Raw genomic sequence first — 16,460 nt, 5'->3', positions numbered from 1 at the left:
GCAATAGGCTCCGCGCTGGCGCATGCTGGGGCCATGAGCCTGACGACAGCCCCTGCCCCCGTCCCCGGGGGCGCCGCCCCCGTCGCGCCCGCCGAGGCCCGGCGGCACGAGCTCGCCGCCTTCCTGCGCAGCCGCCGGGAGCGGATCGCGCCGGAGCAGGTGGGGCTGCCGATGACCGGCCGCCGCCGGACGCCCGGGCTGCGCCGCGAGGAGGTGGCGCAGCTCGCCGCGGTCGGCGTCACCTGGTACACGTGGCTCGAACAGGGCCGGGACATCCAGGTCTCCGCCCAGGTCCTGGACGCGGTGGCCCGTGCGCTGCTGCTGGACCCGGCCGAGCGGGGCCACCTGTTCGTGCTGGCCGGGGCGGAGGACCCGGCGCCGGTGCGGGAGTGCCTGACGGTGACGCCGGCGATCCGGCTGGTCCTGGAGCAGATGTCGCCGATGCCCGCCGCGGTGGTCAACGTCCGGTTCGACGTCCTGGCGTTCAACCGGCCCTACACGCACATCGTCGGGAACATCGACGAGCTGCCGTTCGAGGACCGGAACCTGATGTGGATGGCGTTCACGCCCTCCCGCTTCCGGGAGGTGCTGGTGGACCACGAGAACGAGCGGGAGACCATGGTGGCCCGGTTCCGTGCGGCGATGGCCGACCACGGTGCCGAGCCGGCCTGGAAGGCGCTGCTCGCCCGGCTGCGCAAGGCCTCGCCGGACTTCGAGGCGGCCTGGCAGCGGCACGACGTGATGACCCCGGGCAACGGGCTGAAGCGGTTCATGGTGCCGGGCGTCGGGTTGCTGCACTTCGACTACACCAGCTTCTGGCTGGGGCCGCGGCCCAGTGCCCGGCTGGTGGCGTACACGCCCCGGGACGAGGAGACCCGGGCGCGGCTGGACCTGATGGCCGACGGGCTGTAGCGGGCGGACCCCCGGTGGGAGGGCCGGTCGGCGGTGGGCCTGTGCGGCCGGGCTCCGCCGGCGCAGCGTTGGGCGGGTCGGCCGTTGCCTGAGGGGCGGAAGGTCAGGCGCGGGCCGCCGAGCACCGGCCGAGCGCCAGGCAGACGGCCGCCAGCGGCAGTTCGACGCAGCCGGCCATCACCACGGCGGCGAGCAGCGGCAGGCCGTGGCCGGCGGTGCCGACATCGGCCAGGGCATCGCCGGTGAGCAGCACCGCGACCGCGCAGGCCGCCGGGAACGCGGCCGGGCTCCGGCGCCGCAGCAGCGCGTCCAGCCGCAGCAGGGCGGCCAGTTCGCCGAGGTCCAGCGCGACCCAGGCGGTCTCGTGACAGACCGCCAGCACCGCCAGCCAGGGCAGCAGCGCGGCGGCGGCCACGGCGGGGAGCCGCCGGGCCCAGGCCGGCAGCGAGCCGGCGGTGCGGGCGGGGGAGTCGGCCGGGCGGGCCGGTGCGAGGGCGCGGGACCGGGGCGCCGGACGCGCCGCCAGGACGGCGGTGCTCACAGCACGCTCCCGGCCCGCAGCGGGAGCCGCCGCCAGGGGCGCACCCGCTCCAGAGCCTGCCGCTCGCAGCCGCCCGCGTGCCGGACCAGCACCCCGTCGAACCGCCCTTCGGCCCAGGCGAGCCAGAACTCATCGGCCACCGTGACGACTTCGGGCACGGCGACGATCCGACCCGGGCTCCCCGGCCGGTGCAGCCGCCTGCCGGTGAACCCCACGGTGGGCACGGTGCCGCCGGACGGCAACCGGCCCCAGGCCAGCGCGGAGGACCCGCGCGCCCCGCGGAGTGCGCAGCGCCGGGCGCCCCGCAGCAGCGGTAAGCCGAGCCGGGTGGCGACCAGCACGTCCGCCAACTCGCCGTACTCGTAGACCTCCAGGGCCAGGCGCCCGCGCGTCGCCCGGGTGCTCCGTACGGACCACGGCCCGGCCGGCCCGGTCGGGCCCGGGGGCCCGACCGGCAGCGGACCCTCGGCGCCGTCGGCGCCCTCGGCGGGGCGCCCGGACGGCGGGGTTTCGGAGTGCGGCGCAGTGCTCGTCATGCCGTCAAGACTCCCGTCCGGCAGGGCTCCGCGTCGGTAGTGCGCCGCACCGAATCGGGGGTGTAGCCAGGTACACCCCTACTCGGCAGCCCCCTTCATGGAAGCTGTCGATCACCGCCCTCTACGCTGTCGGCCGTGCCCACCACGACGCTGCGCCGCGCGCTCGCCAGGGGCGCCGCCCGGCCGCCGTGGTCGGCGGCGCCCTGGCGCGACACGCGCTTCGTCGCAGCCGGGATCCCGCCGGCCCTGCCGATCTGGCTCGCCGTCATGGCACCGCGGGTCGCCCTGGTGATGCTCGGCCTGGTCCTGCTCTGCCTGCGGCCGCTCACGGCCCTCCAGCGCAGCCGCCTCCGTGCCCTGCGCGGGATCGAGGTGCCCCCGCTGCTGCGGGCGGACGACGCCCCGAGCGGCCTGCTGCCGCGGATCCGCACCGGCGTGAGCTGGCGCCAGGTCGGCTACCACCTGCTGGCCGGGCCGCTGCTGGCGCTCGGCGCGCTGGTGCTCGTCTACGCCTGGGGCGTCGCCCTGGCGGGCACCACCGTCTGGGCGTGGGCCTGGCTGATGCCGGTCTCCAGCCCGGTGCGGCACCAGTGGTACCAGCTGGACGTCCCGCTCTCGGCCGGCGGCGCCGTGCTGCTGGCGGTGCTGCCGTGGGCGGCGGCCCTGCTGGCCCGGCTGGAGGAGCGGGCGGCCGTGCGGCTGCTCGGCCCGGGGCTGGCGGAGACGCTGGAGCACCGGATCGAGGAGGTCGTGGAGAGCCGGGCGGGCCTGGTCGACGCCGTCGACGCCGAGCGCCGCCGGATCGAACGCGACCTGCACGACGGCGCCCAGCAGCGGCTCACCTCGCTGGCGATGAACCTCGGCCTCGCCCGGCGCACCCTCAGGGACGTGCCGCCGGAGGTCATGCAGGTGATAGTCGAGGCGCACGAGGAGGCCCAGGCCGCCATCGACGAGCTGCGCGACCTGGTCCGCGGCCTCCACCCGGCCGTCCTGGAGGACCGCGGTCTGGACGCGGCGCTCTCCGGCATCGCGGCCCGCGCGCCGCTGCCGGTCCGGCTCGACGTCCGGCTGGCCGAGCGCATAGCCCCGACCGTCGAGGCGGTCGCCTACTTCACCGTCTCCGAGGCGCTGACCAACGTCGCCAAGCACGCCCGGGCCTCCCGGGTGGACCTCTCGGTGCGGACGGCGGGCGGCCGGCTGCGCCTGGTCATCAGCGACGACGGCGTCGGCGGCGCGGACGCCGCGCGCGGCACCGGGCTCACCGGCCTGCGCAAGCGCGCCGCCTCGGTCGACGGCACGCTGTCCGTTCTCAGCCCCCTCGGGGGCCCGACCACCATCACCGTGGAGTTGCCGTGCGCGCTGTGATCGCCGAGGACTCGGTCCTGCTCAGGGTCGGTCTGGTCAAGGTCCTGGAGGCGGTGGGCTTCGAGGTGGCCGCCGCGGTCGGGGACGCCGAGGCGCTGCTCGCCGCGGTCGAGGAGCACCGCCCGCAGGTGGTGGTGGCCGACGTCCGGATGCCGCCGGGCTTCACCGACGAGGGCGTCCGGGCCGCGCTGCTGATCCGCCGGCAGTGGCCGGAGATCGCTGTGCTGCTGCTCTCCCAGTACGTCGAGGAGCGCTACGCCGCAGACCTGCTGGCCACCAACACCAGCGGGGTCGGGTACCTGCTCAAGCAGCGGGTGGCCAATGTGGACGACTTCGTGGAGGCGCTGCAACGGGTCGCCGAGGGCGGCACCGCGCTCGACCCGGAGGTCGTCGCCCAGCTGCTGGTCCGCCGCCACCGGGACCCGCTGGAGAAGCTGACCCCGCGCGAGCGGGACGTGCTCGGCCTGATGGCGGAGGGGCGGTCCAACGCCGCGATCGCCGCCGCCCTGGTGGTCAGCGACAGCGCGGTGGCCAAGCACATCAACTCGATCTTCACCAAGCTCGACCTGCCCCCGGCCGACGACAGCCACCGCCGGGTGCTGGCGGTGCTGCGCTTCCTGGAGGTCGGATAGCCGTGCGGGAGGGTCGGGTCTGGCGGACGGTCGGGGCGCTGTCCCTGGCGGCGGTGCTGGTCGCCGGGGCGGTGCAGACCTGGGCCGTGGCGGTGCAGCAGCAGACGGTGTCGGAGCGGACGTACCCGGTCGCGGCGACCAGGGTGGTGCTGGACACCGGCCCCGCGGCGGTGGTGGTCAGGCCGGGTGCCGAGGGCCAGGTGGTGGTCCGGCGGCGGCTGGACTGGACGGTGCGCAAGCCGGTCGTCTCGGCCGAGTTCCTGGGCAGCACGCTGACCGTCGCGATGCGGTGCAACCAGTTGCTCCCGGGGGTGGACGTCAGCTGCGGCGCGCTGATCGAGCTGGAGGTGCCGCCCTCGGTCGCGGTGGAGGGGCAGGGCTCCTCCGGCAGCCTGCAGGTCTCGGGCCTGAGCGGGGAGGTGCGGCTCTCCTCCACCTCGGGGGAGATCCGGATGAACGGGATCTCCGGGTCGGTGGTCGCGCGGACCACCTCCGGCTCGGTGCGGGGCAAGGGCCTCTCCTCCTCCCGGGTGGAGGTCGGGGCGACCTCCGGTTCGGTGTCCCTGGACTTCGCCAGGCCGCCGCACCTGGTGGACGTCGGTGCGACCTCCGGCTCGGTGGAGCTGGTCGTGCCCAAGGGGTCCCGATACGCCTTCACGGGTGAGGCGGGCTCGGGCAGCCGGCACGTCGACCCGCTGCTGGCGGACCCTTCCAGCCCCGACCGGATCCGGGTCGCGGTGACGTCCGGATCGGTGAGCGCGACCTCCTCGGACGACTGACCGGGCGGCGGGAAGAGAACGACGGGCGGACCGGGGCCGGCCGGCACGACGCGAACGTCGGCCCGACGACGACCGCCCGACGACGACCGCCCGACGACGACCGCCCGGCGACCACCGCCGGGCGCCCCGCCGTCCCCGGTGGCCGGCCCCGGTGGCCGTTCCCGGTGGCCGTTCCCGGCGGCCGGCCCCGGGCGACCGATTCCGACGCCTCCGGAGTCGTCCGCCGAGTGGGGGACAATGAAGAGTCCCGCATCCCCGTCCCCGAGGTCAGCCGCGCATGACAGCCACGCCCGCACCCACCGTGACCACCGACGAGTTCGCGCCGCTGACCATCGGCCCGATGCAGGTCTGGCCGCCCGTCGTGCTGGCTCCGATGGCCGGCATCACCAACGCTCCGTTCCGCACCCTGTGCCGCGAGCAGAGCGGCGGCAAGGGCCTGTACGTCTCGGAGATGATCACCACCCGGGCGCTGGTCGAGCGCAATGCCAAGACCATGCAGCTGATCAAGTTCGACGCGAGCGAGAAGCCCCGCTCGATCCAGCTCTACGGGGTGGACCCGGTCACCGTCGGCAAGGCGGCCCGGATGATCGCGGACGAGAACCTGGCCGACCACATCGACCTGAACTTCGGCTGTCCCGTCCCCAAGGTGACCCGGAAGGGCGGCGGCTCGGCCCTGCCCTACAAGCGGAACCTGCTCCGCGAGATCCTCCGGGAGGCCGTGGCCAACGCCGGTGACCTCCCGGTCACCATGAAGATGCGCAAGGGCATCGACGACGACCACCTCACCTACCTGGACGCCGGCCGGATCGGCGCCGAGGAGGGCGTGGCGGCGATCGCCCTGCACGGGCGCACCGCCGCCCAGCACTACGGCGGCACCGCGGACTGGTCGGCGATCGCCCGGCTGCGCGAGTCCGTCCCGGCGCACGTCCCGGTGCTCGGCAACGGGGACATCTGGTCGGCGGACGACGCGGTGCGGATGATGCGGGAGACCGGCTGCGACGGCGTGGTGGTCGGCAGGGGCTGCCTGGGCCGGCCCTGGCTGTTCAAGGACCTGGTCGCGATCTTCGAGGGCGAGGTCGACTACGCCCGCCCCAGCTTCGCCGACGTGTCGCGGGCGATGGTGCGCCACGCGCAGCTGCTCGGCGAGTGGCTGGGCGACGAGGCCCGGGGTGTGATCGATTTCCGCAAGCACGTGGCCTGGTACACGAAGGGCTTCTCGGTCGGCTCCGAACTTCGGGTGAAGCTGGCCAACTCGTCCTCCCTGGCCGAATTGGCCGAAACGCTGTCCATGGTGGAGCAGTCCCAGTTGTGGCCGGCCGGTGCGGACGGCCCGCGCGGCCGGACGAGCGGCAACAACCGGGTGGTTCTGCCCGAGGGCTGGTTGGACGATCCGTACGACTGCGCGCTGCCCAGCGCGGACGCCGAGTCGGACACATCTGGCGGATGATCTGTCCATAGTGGCGAAAAGGACTCGACGGGGGCCCTGGACGCCGCGGCCCAGCCCTCTTGTCCAATCCGGCCAAGAGGGCTCCCTTTTGGCGCTTTGGCGTCACTCAGCGGGCATGCTTCTGGACGGAGTGCGACGATCGGCGCAGGTGGACTACGCCCGATCGGCGAGATGCGCTCGTGACGCTTGCCACATACGGTGGGTGCTGACGGTTACTCAGAGGACGAATTGGCCAGTTCGGCCGGGAATCGCTTCCCGAAGGGGAGTGGTGCGGATCGGCCGGTCGGGGTGCAGGAAATCAAGCCGGGGGGACGCACTCGACCGCCGGTCACTACCCTGCGTCCCGCTCGTGTGATCTTCCGGTTTCCTTGTGTTCAAGACTTGAACGCTCGCTCGCGTCATCCGGACGATTTCACCAACAGAGGTGAACGCCTTTATGTGCATTCGATCTGCTGGGTTACCGCGCCGTACTGGCCACGTACGGCCTATCGGCGACGCAAAAGTGCCTTCGAAATGGGTATGTTCTCCGGCGTCAGGGCAACCGCGTACGAGGAGACCGACCCGTGCCGTCCCAGCAGAAGTTTGTTTACTCCTTCACCGAAGGAAACAAGGACCTCAAGGATCTTCTTGGCGGCAAGGGCGCGAACCTGGCCGAGATGACCAACCTGGGACTCCCCGTCCCTCCGGGGTTCACCATCACCACCGAGGCCTGCAAGGTCTTCCTGGAGACCGGCAGCGAGCCGGCCTCGCTCCACGAGGAGATCAGCGCGCACCTCGAGTCGCTCGAGCAGGAGATGGGCAAGAAGCTCGGCCAGGCCGACAACCCGCTCCTCGTCTCGGTGCGCTCGGGCGCCAAGTTCTCCATGCCCGGCATGATGGACACCGTCCTGAACATCGGTCTCTCCGACGCCTCGGTCGTCGGTCTGGCCGCGCAGTCCGGCAACGAGCGCTTCGCCTGGGACTCCTACCGCCGCCTGGTCCAGATGTTCGGCAAGACCGTGCTGGGCGTCGACGGCGAGCTGTTCGAGGAGGCCCTGGACGAGGCCAAGCACGCCAAGGGCACCACCAACGACCTGGACCTGGACGCTTCCGACCTCCGGGAACTGGTCGAGGTGTTCAAGGGCATCGTCGAGCGCGAGACCGGCCGGGCCTTCCCCCAGGACCCGCGGGAGCAGATGGACCTCGCCGTCCACGCCGTCTTCCACTCCTGGAACGGCGACCGCGCCCGGCTGTACCGCCGCCAGGAGCGCATCCCGAACGACCTGGGCACCGCGGTCAACGTCTGCACCATGGTCTTCGGCAACCTCGGCGAGGACTCCGGCACCGGTGTCGCCTTCACCCGTGACCCCTCCACGGGCGCCCAGGGCGTCTACGGCGACTACCTGTCCAACGCCCAGGGCGAGGACGTCGTCGCCGGCATCCGCAACACCCTGCCGCTGTCCGAGCTCGAGAACCTCGACAAGAAGTCGTACGACGAGCTGATGGCGATCATGCAGAAGCTCGAGAACCACTACCGCGACCTCTGCGACATCGAGTTCACCATCGAGCGCGGCAAGCTCTGGATGCTGCAGACCCGTGTCGGCAAGCGCACCGCCGCCGCGGCCTTCCGGATCGCCGTCCAGCTGGTCGACCAGGGCCTGATCGACCTGGACGAGGCCCTGATGCGGGTCACCGGCGGCCAGCTCTCGCAGCTGATGTTCCCGCGCTTCGCCCCGAACGCGGAGTCGAAGCAGATCGCCTGGGGTCTCGCCGCCTCCCCCGGTGCGGCCATCGGCAAGATCGTTTTCGACTCGTACACCGCCGTCAAGTGGTCCCGCTCCGGTGAGAAGGTCATCCTGGTCCGCCGCGAGACCAACCCGGACGACCTGGACGGCATGATCGCCGCCGAGGGCATCCTGACCTCGCGCGGCGGCAAGACCTCGCACGCCGCCGTCGTCGCCCGCGGCATGGGCAAGACCTGTGTCTGCGGTGCCGAGGAGCTGGAGGTCGACACCAAGCGCCGCCGGATGACCACCGCCGACGGCATGGTGCTGGAGGAGGGCGACGTCGTCTCGATCGACGGCGCCACCGGCAAGGTCTACCTGGGTGAGGTGCCCGTCCTGCCGTCCCCGGTGGTCGAGTACTTCGAGGGCACCCTGCACGCCGGAGCCGACGTCCAGGGCGGCCTGGTCCAGGCCGTGCACCGCCTGATGTCGCACGCCGACGGCCGCCGCCGGCTCGCCGTCCGCGCCAACGCCGACAACGCCGAGGACGGCGGGCGCGCCCGCCGCTACGGCGCCCAGGGCATCGGCCTGTGCCGCACCGAGCACATGTTCCTCGGTGAGGAGCGCCGCAAGGAGGTCGAGCACCTGATCCTGGCGGACAACGACAAGGACCGGGAGCTGGCCCTCTCCACCCTGCTGCCGCTGCAGAAGGGCGACTTCCTGGAGCTCTTCCAGGCGATGGACGGCCTCCCGGTGACGGTCCGCCTGCTCGACCCGCCGCTGCACGAGTTCCTGCCCGACATCACCGAGCTGTCGGTGCGCGTCGCCCTCGCCGAGGCCCGCAAGGACCCGAACGAGAACGACCTGCGCCTGCTCCAGGCCGTGCACAAGCTGCACGAGCAGAACCCGATGCTGGGTCTGCGCGGCGTCCGCCTCGGCCTGGTCATCCCCGGCCTGTTCGGCATGCAGGTCCGTGCCATCGCCGAGGCCGCCGCCGAGCGCAAGCTGGCCGGCGGGGACCCGCGCCCCGAGGTGATGATCCCGCTGGTGGGCACCGTCCAGGAGCTGGAGCTGGTCCGCGACGAGTGCGAGCGCGTGCTCGCCGAGGTCGCCCAGTCCACCGGCGTCCAGCTGGACATCAAGCTCGGCACCATGATCGAGCTGCCGCGCGCCGCGGTGACCGCGGGCCAGATCGCCGAGGCCGCCGAGTTCTTCTCCTTCGGCACCAACGACCTCACCCAGACCGTCTGGGGCTTCTCCCGGGACGACGTGGAGGCCTCGTTCTTCACGGCCTACCTGGAGAAGGGCATCTTCGGGGTCTCGCCGTTCGAGACCATCGACCGCGACGGCGTCGGCTCGCTGGTGAAGCACGCCGTCGAGGCCGGCCGGGCCACCCGCCCCGACCTCAAGCTCGGCGTCTGCGGCGAGCACGGCGGCGACCCGGACTCGGTCCACTTCTTCCACGAGGTGGGGCTGGACTACGTCTCCTGCTCCCCCTTCCGGATCCCGGTGGCGCGCCTGGAGGCCGGCCGCGCCGCCATCGAGTCTGCGGGCAGCGACTCGCGCTGAGGAAGGCATCCCTCCAGCGCGGTTCCATTCGCTGACCGCAATCCCTCCCGTCGGGAGGGCGTACACCGGAGCTCGGCGCAGGAGAACCGGCGTACGTAACGCAGCCGGGGCGGGAACGGACAACGGCGTCCGTTCCCGCCCCGGCCGCATGTTGTGCGGGGCGGCGCGGCCGGGCCCGCCGTCCGCCTCCGAGGCCCACCCGGCTGCGAAGCTGGGCCCATGACCAGCAGAAGCCGCCTGCCCGCCCGCCTGCCCGCCCCTCTGGCCGTCCGCCTGCCCGTCCGCCTGCCCGTCCGCCTGGCCGTCCGTCTGGCCGTGCTGCTCTGCGCCCTGGCGGTGACGGCCGGGTGCACCGGCACGGATCACCACGCCACCGCCACCGCGACCGCCCCCGATGCCGCCTCCGCCGGCGCGGCCACCGCGCCCCGCCCGAGCGCTCCCAAGCCCTCCGCGCCCAGGACGACCACCGCCACTCCTGCCCCGGCCGGCACCTGGGTGCCCACCGACCCGGCGCTCGCCGACGTCTGCCGCACCAGGCTGCCCGCGCAGGCGCTCGACACCCTCGGCCTGATCGCCGGGGGCGGGCCGTACCCGTACCGCTCGGACGGGATCGTCTTCGAGAACCGGGAGAACCGGCTCCCGCGCAAGGCCTCCGGGTACTACCACGAGTACACCGTCGTCACCCCCGGCTCGGCCGACCGCGGCACCCGACGGATCGTCACCGGAGGCTCCGGCGAGCAGTACTGGACGGCCGACCACTACAACAGCTTCCAGGAGATCGACGCCCGCTGCTGACGGGCCCTGACCGGCCGGCAGAACCTTCTGATCAGCAGAGCTCTCCTTCAGGAACTACTTTCCAATCTGGAAAGTATTTGCCATAGTGGAAGCGTCGAGGCGCTCCGACGGGGTGCCGAACTCCAGGGGGGATTCCATGGATGACGCCGTTGCGGCCGGCCTTCCCGCGGGGGAGGCGCTGCGCGTCGCCGAGCGGGCCCGTGCCGCGGCCCAGGCCCCGCGCTCGTTGCCCGGCTGGTTCGGCCCGGTGTACGCCGCGGCCTTCACGTTCTACGGGGCCGGAGTCGGATTCGCCACCTACGCCCACGCGGGCTGGCTGAGCGGTGTGCTGGCCGTGGTCTTCGCCGCCCTGACCGGGGGCCTGACCGCGGTCTCCGCCCGCTCCGGGGGGATCGTGCAGTGGCCGGCCAGTGACCACCGGCGCCTGATCTGGCGGGCGTTCGGGCAGGTGGCCGCGGCGGCGCTGGTGGCCGCCGGGCTGGCCTACGCCGCCGGCGCCGACGCCCGCGGGCTCGGAGCGGCGATCGGCGCCGCGGCGGGCGTGGCGTTCTGGGTGACGGCCCGGTGGCTGAACGCCCGGATCCGGCGCGAGGTCGAGGTCCGCTGATGCCCGCCGGACTCGACCCGCTGCTGCAGCACCCGACCAGGCTCGCCGTGCTCGCCTTCCTGAGCGCCTGCCGGGAGGCCGAGTTCGGCGCCGTCCGGGACCACTGCGAGGTCTCCGACTCGGTGCTCAGCAAGGCCGCGACCGCCCTGGAGGAGGTCGGCTACGTCAAGGTGAAGAAGGGCTACGTCGGCAAGCGTCCGCGCACCTGGCTCGCCGCCACCAAGTCCGGGCGTGGCGCGCTGGCCGGGCACATCGCCGAGCTCCAGCGCCTGGTGGCCGCCGCCGAGGCGGCCGGCGCGCAACACGACCGGGAATAGCCCGGCCCGCCCGTGCGGGACCGTCCGCGTCGGACGGCTCGTGTCCTCCCGCCCCTGCCCTCCTGTCCGCCCTCCGCTCGTGCCCTCCGTCCGTGCCCTCCGCCCGTGCCGGCCCACCCGGACCCGGCTCGGGGCCCGGGCTCACCGCGCCCGGCGCCAGCTGACCCGGGCATGAGGCCCGTGCGGCCCGGAGGCGATCAGGGCGGCCAACTCCCGCAGGACGGGGGCGGGATCGCGGCGCAGCTGGACGGGGGTGGCGCGGACGACCGGGAGGCCGGCCGCGGTCAGCCGGTTGGCGCGGGCCAGGCTCCGCTCGTGGTCGGCCGGTCGCAGGTGCCAGGCCCGGGAGTCGATCTCCAGGGCGACGCAGGCCTTCGGCCAGTACGCGTCCGGAACGGCGAGGAAGGCGCCGTCGAGGAAGAGCACCGGGTTCCAGAGCGGCTCGGGCAGGCCCGACCCGCGGAGCAGCTCCCGCGCCTCGCCCTCCGCCACCGAGCGGACTCCGGCCGTGAGGTCCTCCACCACCTCTGCCACGTGGGGAAGTTCGGTCGTTCCCGGTCGCGCGAGCAACTGCTCCAGCAGCTCACCGAGTCCGCAGTGCCGCCGCTGCACGGCCTCCGCGCAGAGTGCCCGGTAGCGCCGCCGGCCGGTCTCCCGCGGTGCCAGGTCCGCGAGCGCCCGGGCGACCGTGGTGCTCCAGAGCCCGTCGTCCCGCTCGAAGCCGCCCGGCCTCGGCCCGGCCGCGCGGTGGATGCGGACGTACTCCCGGTCGGCGACCCGGCGCGGGCCGGGGACCAGCACGTCGACCTCCGTGAGGTCGGCCGGGTGCCCGGCGCTCGGCAGTCCGGCGTCGGCCAGGACGGCAGCCCCGGTCAGCAGCACCTCACCCGCCTGCGGCGCGCGGCCCTTCGGCCCCGCGTACGCGAGCGCCGAGCGCAGCCGCTGATGCGGCGTCAACCGCCCGGTCTGCAGACAGATCACCCGCGGCAGGACCTGTTGCCACGGGCCGCCCGGTCGAAGCCGGTACGCGATCGTGCCGGACGGCACGCCGAGGCGGCGCAACTGCGCCCGGGTGACGATGTGCGTGCTGGTCGGCGCCGAGCAGCAGCAGTGGGGCGATCGGATCGGCTCGACTCATGCCGGGGTGCTTCCCACCAGGGTCGGAAGTATGCGAAACATCCCCCGCCGGGGAGCGGGCCGGTATCGAGGTTGACGCGGAGCAGCCCGCGCGGTGAGCTTGGACGCGATGACGACCCCTCACTCCGGCCCCGCGCTCGACGCATTGAACGGCCTCTCCGTCGGTGACGCCCTCGGCGCCCAGTTCTTCGTTCCCGCCACCGCCGCGGCCCACCTCGCCGCCCGTACCGTTCCGCCCGGCCCCTGGCCGTGGACCGACGACACCGAGATGGCCTGCTCGGTGTACGCGGTGTCGACCGAACGCGGTTCGGTCGACACCTTCGACCTCACGCACTCCTTCGCCGGCCGCCACGACTTCGACCGCGGCTACGGCCCGGCCGCGAACCGCCTGCTCCGCCTGGTCCGCGAGGGCGGCGACGCCAGGGCACTCGCCGCCGAGCTCTTCGACGGCCAGGGCTCCTACGGCAACGGTGCCGCGATGCGGGTGGCCCCACTGGGCGCGCTCCACCACGCCGATCCCACCGGGGCGATCCGGCCGGCCGCCGAGACGGCGCTGATCACCCACACCCATCCGCAGGCCGTGGACGGCGCGATCGCCGTCGCGGTGGCCGCCGCCTTCGCGGTGCAGGTGGGACAGCGGGTCCGGATGACCCCGGCCACGTTCCTGGAGCGGGTCCGGGCCCACACACCGGCCGGCGCGGTGCGGGACGGCCTGGCTGAGGCCGTCGCCCTGCTGGGCGAGCCCGATCCCGCGGTCGCCGCGCGGGTGCTCGGCAACGGCAGCCGGACCAGCGCCGCCGACACCGTGCCGTACGCGCTCTGGTGCGCGGCCCGTCGGCTCACCGACTACCCGGCCGCGATTTGGGAGGCGATCGGCGCCGGCGGGGACATGGACACCGTCGCGGCCATCACCGGCGGCGTGGTCGCCGCGTGCACCGGCACCGCCGGTATCCCGGCCGCCTGGATGGCCGCCCGCGAGGCCCTCCCGGCCTGGGCGTTCCCCGAGCCGGGGAGCGTCCCCGGCGGCCGCGGCCGGGACGACATGCTGGTGCCGCGCCCCCAGCCCGTCCCCGACCTGCGGTGGAGCGAGGAGGAGTGGCAGCGGATCCGGCGCGGGCCGCAGGAGATCGGGCCGGACCGCCGGTGGTCCGTGCACACCCACGAGGGCACGGTCCGGATCTGCCGCTCGCGGCGGGACCCGGTGTGGGAGCTGACCGTCGTCCGCGGGCGGGACGGCTGGCGCCCGGTCTCCGCGGTGGCCGAGGCGATCGACCGCCGGTGGTCGCTGTCGGAGGGCGGCGAGCGCGATCCCGCCCTCCTCGTGCAGGTGCTGCGGGCCGCCGCCACCGGCGAGCGGCCCTGACCCGGCCCGGTGGGCCACGGCGCGAGCCGTGCCCACCGGCCGGACGCGACCCTTCGCGGACGGGCGCCGGGCGGACGGACTCCGGGTCAGGACGGACTCCCAGGTCCGGACGGAACCCAGGTCCGGACGCGAGCGCCGGCACCGGAACAGCCCGGCCCCCTGCCCGGGCCCGTTACGGAACGGCGGGGCCCCCCCCCCGGGGGCCCCGCCGCGCCGTCAGGCCGTGATCAGCTGCCCGGCGCCGCCGCCGTGTCTAAGGCACTCCTGGTTGATCGCCGGGTCCGGGGCGCTCGGAGACGTGGCGGCGGCGATCCGCAGCTCGATGATGTCCCGCACCGCCGGCCACTCGGCGTCGAGGATCGAGTAGAACGCGGTAGAGCGCACCACGCCGTCCAGACCGCGCGAGTGTGCCCGGCGGACGCCCTCGGAGGTCGCGCCGAGCCGCTCGATCGCCGCCCGGGACCGCATGTTCCGGGCGTCCGCGCGCATCGAGATCCGCTGCACGCTCCACTCCTCGAAGGCGTACCGCAGCATGAGCAGCTTCGCCTCGGTGTTGATGCCGGTGCCCTGGGCGCGCGGGGAGAGCCAGGAGTTGCCGATCTCGGCGGCGTCCGGCACGGCCGTGGCCGGGTCGCCGAACGGCACGCCCGGCACCGGCGGCCAGACGACCGGGCCCTGCCAGTAGTCCAGTTCCAGGAACCGGGTGGAGCCGACCACCCGGCCGTCCGCGAGGTTCACCGTCGCGAACGGCAGCGACCGGCCCGCGGCCTGGTCGGCGAGGGCGCGCGCGATGTAGTCGCGGGCCGCTTCCAGGCCGTGCGGGACGGGGGTGAAGGCGTAGGTCGTACGGTCCTCGGCGCCGGCCTCGGCGATGGCCTCGGCGTGGTGCGCGGCAAGGGGCTCCAGCCGCACGGTGCGGCCGGTGAGGATGACAGGTACGGGCACGGAACCTTCGGTCCTTCATCGGTCGTAGGGCGCGTCCCGCGCCGGGGTGCGGCACAGGACGCGGTGGACGTTCGCCCCGGTCCGGGGCCCGCCCGCCGGTACCCGTGCACGCCGGACGTCCGGTCGAGCGGGGCGGGGGCGGCGGCCCGGAGGCGGGCAGCGCGGTGCCGGAACGGACGCGGGTCCACGGACCGGTCCGGCGGGATGAGCGAGGGGACAGTGTGCGTCCGCGAAATGGCCGAGGAGGAAACGAGAGCGCGAAGGGAAGCAGGCGGCCAGGTGAAGGCAAGATGCGTCGTGGGTGGCTGGCCGAGCACCGGTCCGGGACGTGATCGACGGCGTTACGGTACGACGTGACGACGACGCGACGATGCGAGGCAGCGAGAGGACGATACCCGCCAGAAGGCGGTGCGTCACTTCGCAGCACACTAATGGGCGCGCCGCACTTCCCGACGCGGCCGCCGGAGGCCGTCCGGACGCCGGTGACCAGGGGGTTTCCGGCCGGATGCGATCATGGTCGGGACGAGCCTGCGAAGGCGCTCCGAAGGTGCTCCGGGAGCACTTCGGGAGCGCCCCGGAGGTTCCCCGGCCCCCGACCGGCGGCCACGTCGTCCCGCCGCCGGCCGGCGGCGGGAATTCCGGCGCGCCCCGGCACGCTGGACACGAGGAGAAGCAGGTACGAGTCGACGATCAGGGAACGGGGTTGGGTTCGCGGTGCGTGATCCCCAGGCGCTGTACGAGCTGGATCAGCAGGGCGTGGCCGCCGTGGCCGCGGCGAACGCCGCGTTGGCCGACACCGGCGCCGGGCTGGTGCTGCTCCACCACTTCGAGGGCTTCATGGACGCCGGCGAGGCCGGCGGCCAGGTGGTGGCCCACCTGCTCGCGGAGGGCTCGCCCCAGGTGGTGGCCCGCTTCGACCACGACCGCCTGGTGGACTACCGGGCCCGGCGCCCCGCGATGGTCTTCGACCGCGAGAGCTGGACGTCCTACGCTTCTCCGGAGATCCTGCTCCAGCTGGTCCACGACGCGGCCGGCTCGCCGTTCCTGCTGCTCACCGGGCCTGAGCCGGACGTCGAGTGGGAGCGCTTCATCGCCGCCGTGCGCGAGCTGGTCGAGCAGTTCGGCGTGCGGCTCACCCTGGACTTCCACGGCATCCCGATGGGCGTGCCGCACACCCGCCCGGTCGGTCTGACGCCGCACGGCAACCGGCTGGACCTCGCGGCCGGCTACCCGCAGTGGTTCGAGCAGGCGCAGGTCCCCGGTAGCGCCCAGGCCCTGCTGGAGTACCGGCTCGCCGAGGCCGGGCACGACGTCCTCGGCTTCGCGGTGCACGTGCCGCACTACGTGGCCCGCTCGGAGTACCCGGCCGCGGCGGTGCTGATCCTGGAGGCGGTGCAGTCGGCCACCGGCCTGGTCCTTCCCGGCACCGGGCTGCGCGCCCGGGTCGGCGAGGTCTACGCCGACATCGAGGAGCAACTGGCCCAGGGTGACGGCGAGCTGCGCTCGGCGATCCGCGGCATGGAGGGCCAGTACGACGCGGTGGCGGGCGCGGAGGGCCGGGAGAGCCTGCTGGCCGAGCCGGTGGACCTGCCCTCGGCGGACGAGCTGGGCCGGCGCTTCGAGCAGTTCCTCGCCGAGCACGAGCGCGGCCCCGAGTAGCCGGGCCCGCGTTCGGGGGCCCCGCGCCGGAAGACGGCCGGCGCCCGCGGGCCCCGCGCCGGAAGAAGCCGGGCCCGCGTCCGTGCGGCGGATCACCGCCTGCGGGAGCGGGGGAGCGGGGGAGCGGGGGAGCTGGGGAGCGGGGACGGAAAA

General features: G+C 74.1%; 15 protein-coding genes. 11 read left to right on the top strand and 4 right to left on the bottom strand.

The features are described 5' to 3' along the window. The first annotated feature begins 33 nt into the window (after positions 1-33). Positions 34-912 carry a helix-turn-helix transcriptional regulator gene (locus tag MCM47_RS03970; RefSeq protein ID WP_238741005.1) on the top strand — a complete coding sequence of 293 codons (879 nt, stop codon included), beginning with the start codon at positions 34-36 and terminating at the stop codon, positions 910-912. A 103-nt stretch (positions 913-1,015) separates the two neighbouring features. On the opposite strand, the gene MCM47_RS03965 is transcribed toward MCM47_RS03970, so the two are convergent. Continuing rightward, entirely contained in the window at positions 1,016-1,453 is a 438-nt protein-coding gene (locus tag MCM47_RS03965) for a hypothetical protein (RefSeq protein WP_238741004.1), read from the bottom strand. Next, complete coding sequence (locus tag MCM47_RS03960; RefSeq protein WP_238741002.1) at positions 1,450-1,989, bottom strand: hypothetical protein; 540 nt, start codon at positions 1,987-1,989, stop codon at positions 1,450-1,452. Before MCM47_RS03960 ends, MCM47_RS03965 begins: the two co-directional genes overlap by 4 nt. Positions 1,990-2,124: 135 nt before the next feature. Between MCM47_RS03960 and MCM47_RS03955 the strand changes: the two genes are divergently transcribed. From MCM47_RS03955 to MCM47_RS03920, 8 genes are all read left to right on the top strand, one after another. Continuing rightward, on the top strand, positions 2,125-3,354 hold the full coding sequence (locus MCM47_RS03955; protein WP_238741000.1) for a sensor histidine kinase: 1,230 nt from the start codon (positions 2,125-2,127) through the stop codon (positions 3,352-3,354). Next, positions 3,342-3,986, top strand: a complete 645-nt coding sequence (locus MCM47_RS03950) for a response regulator transcription factor (RefSeq protein WP_238740998.1) — start codon at positions 3,342-3,344, stop codon at positions 3,984-3,986. The genes MCM47_RS03955 and MCM47_RS03950 overlap by 13 nt, the downstream gene beginning before the upstream one ends. 2 nt (positions 3,987-3,988) lie before the next feature. Then, on the top strand, positions 3,989-4,765 hold the full coding sequence (locus tag MCM47_RS43145; protein WP_238740996.1) for a DUF4097 family beta strand repeat-containing protein: 777 nt from the start codon (positions 3,989-3,991) through the stop codon (positions 4,763-4,765). A gap of 277 nt (positions 4,766-5,042) precedes the next feature. After that, positions 5,043-6,212 (top strand): tRNA dihydrouridine synthase DusB, encoded by a 1,170-nt coding sequence (dusB, locus tag MCM47_RS03940; protein ID WP_238740994.1) that lies wholly within the window; start codon positions 5,043-5,045, stop codon positions 6,210-6,212. Positions 6,213-6,775: 563 nt separating this feature from the next. Then, positions 6,776-9,484 carry a pyruvate, phosphate dikinase gene (gene ppdK / locus MCM47_RS03935; RefSeq protein ID WP_238740992.1) on the top strand — a complete coding sequence of 903 codons (2,709 nt, stop codon included), beginning with the start codon at positions 6,776-6,778 and terminating at the stop codon, positions 9,482-9,484. A 219-nt stretch (positions 9,485-9,703) separates the two neighbouring features. Next, entirely contained in the window at positions 9,704-10,279 is a 576-nt protein-coding gene (locus tag MCM47_RS43960; protein ID WP_374209059.1) for a ribonuclease, read from the top strand. A gap of 136 nt (positions 10,280-10,415) precedes the next feature. Then, on the top strand, positions 10,416-10,886 hold the full coding sequence (locus MCM47_RS03925; protein ID WP_238740991.1) for a hypothetical protein: 471 nt from the start codon (positions 10,416-10,418) through the stop codon (positions 10,884-10,886). Then, entirely contained in the window at positions 10,886-11,203 is a 318-nt protein-coding gene (locus MCM47_RS03920) for a transcriptional regulator (RefSeq protein ID WP_238740989.1), read from the top strand. Before MCM47_RS03925 ends, MCM47_RS03920 begins: the two co-directional genes overlap by 1 nt. Positions 11,204-11,344: 141 nt before the next feature. Here the strand turns inward: MCM47_RS03920 and MCM47_RS03915 are convergent, their stop codons facing one another. Then, positions 11,345-12,160, bottom strand: a complete 816-nt coding sequence (locus MCM47_RS03915) for a hypothetical protein (RefSeq protein ID WP_238740987.1) — start codon at positions 12,158-12,160, stop codon at positions 11,345-11,347. A 289-nt stretch (positions 12,161-12,449) separates the two neighbouring features. Between MCM47_RS03915 and MCM47_RS03910 the strand changes: the two genes are divergently transcribed. Then, on the top strand, positions 12,450-13,703 hold the full coding sequence (locus tag MCM47_RS03910) for an ADP-ribosylglycohydrolase family protein (protein WP_308222277.1): 1,254 nt from the start codon (positions 12,450-12,452) through the stop codon (positions 13,701-13,703). Positions 13,704-13,919: 216 nt separating this feature from the next. Here the strand turns inward: MCM47_RS03910 and MCM47_RS03905 are convergent, their stop codons facing one another. Beyond that, the gene (locus tag MCM47_RS03905) at positions 13,920-14,648 is read right to left on the bottom strand and encodes a GNAT family N-acetyltransferase (protein WP_238740985.1); all 729 of its coding nucleotides are present in this window, start codon (positions 14,646-14,648) and stop codon (positions 13,920-13,922) included. Positions 14,649-15,362: 714 nt separating this feature from the next. On the opposite strand from MCM47_RS03905, the gene MCM47_RS03900 reads away from it, so the two are divergent. Continuing rightward, positions 15,363-16,307 carry a PAC2 family protein gene (locus MCM47_RS03900; RefSeq protein ID WP_238740983.1) on the top strand — a complete coding sequence of 315 codons (945 nt, stop codon included), beginning with the start codon at positions 15,363-15,365 and terminating at the stop codon, positions 16,305-16,307. The last annotated feature ends 153 nt before the right edge of the window (positions 16,308-16,460 follow it).

Origin of the sequence: Kitasatospora sp. A2-31, assembly GCF_022288725.1 — a bacterium.
Classification (GTDB): Bacteria; Actinomycetota; Actinomycetes; order Streptomycetales; family Streptomycetaceae; genus Kitasatospora.
The sequence above is the reverse complement of the archived record's forward strand: the minus strand, read 5'-3'. Positions and strand labels throughout refer to the sequence as shown.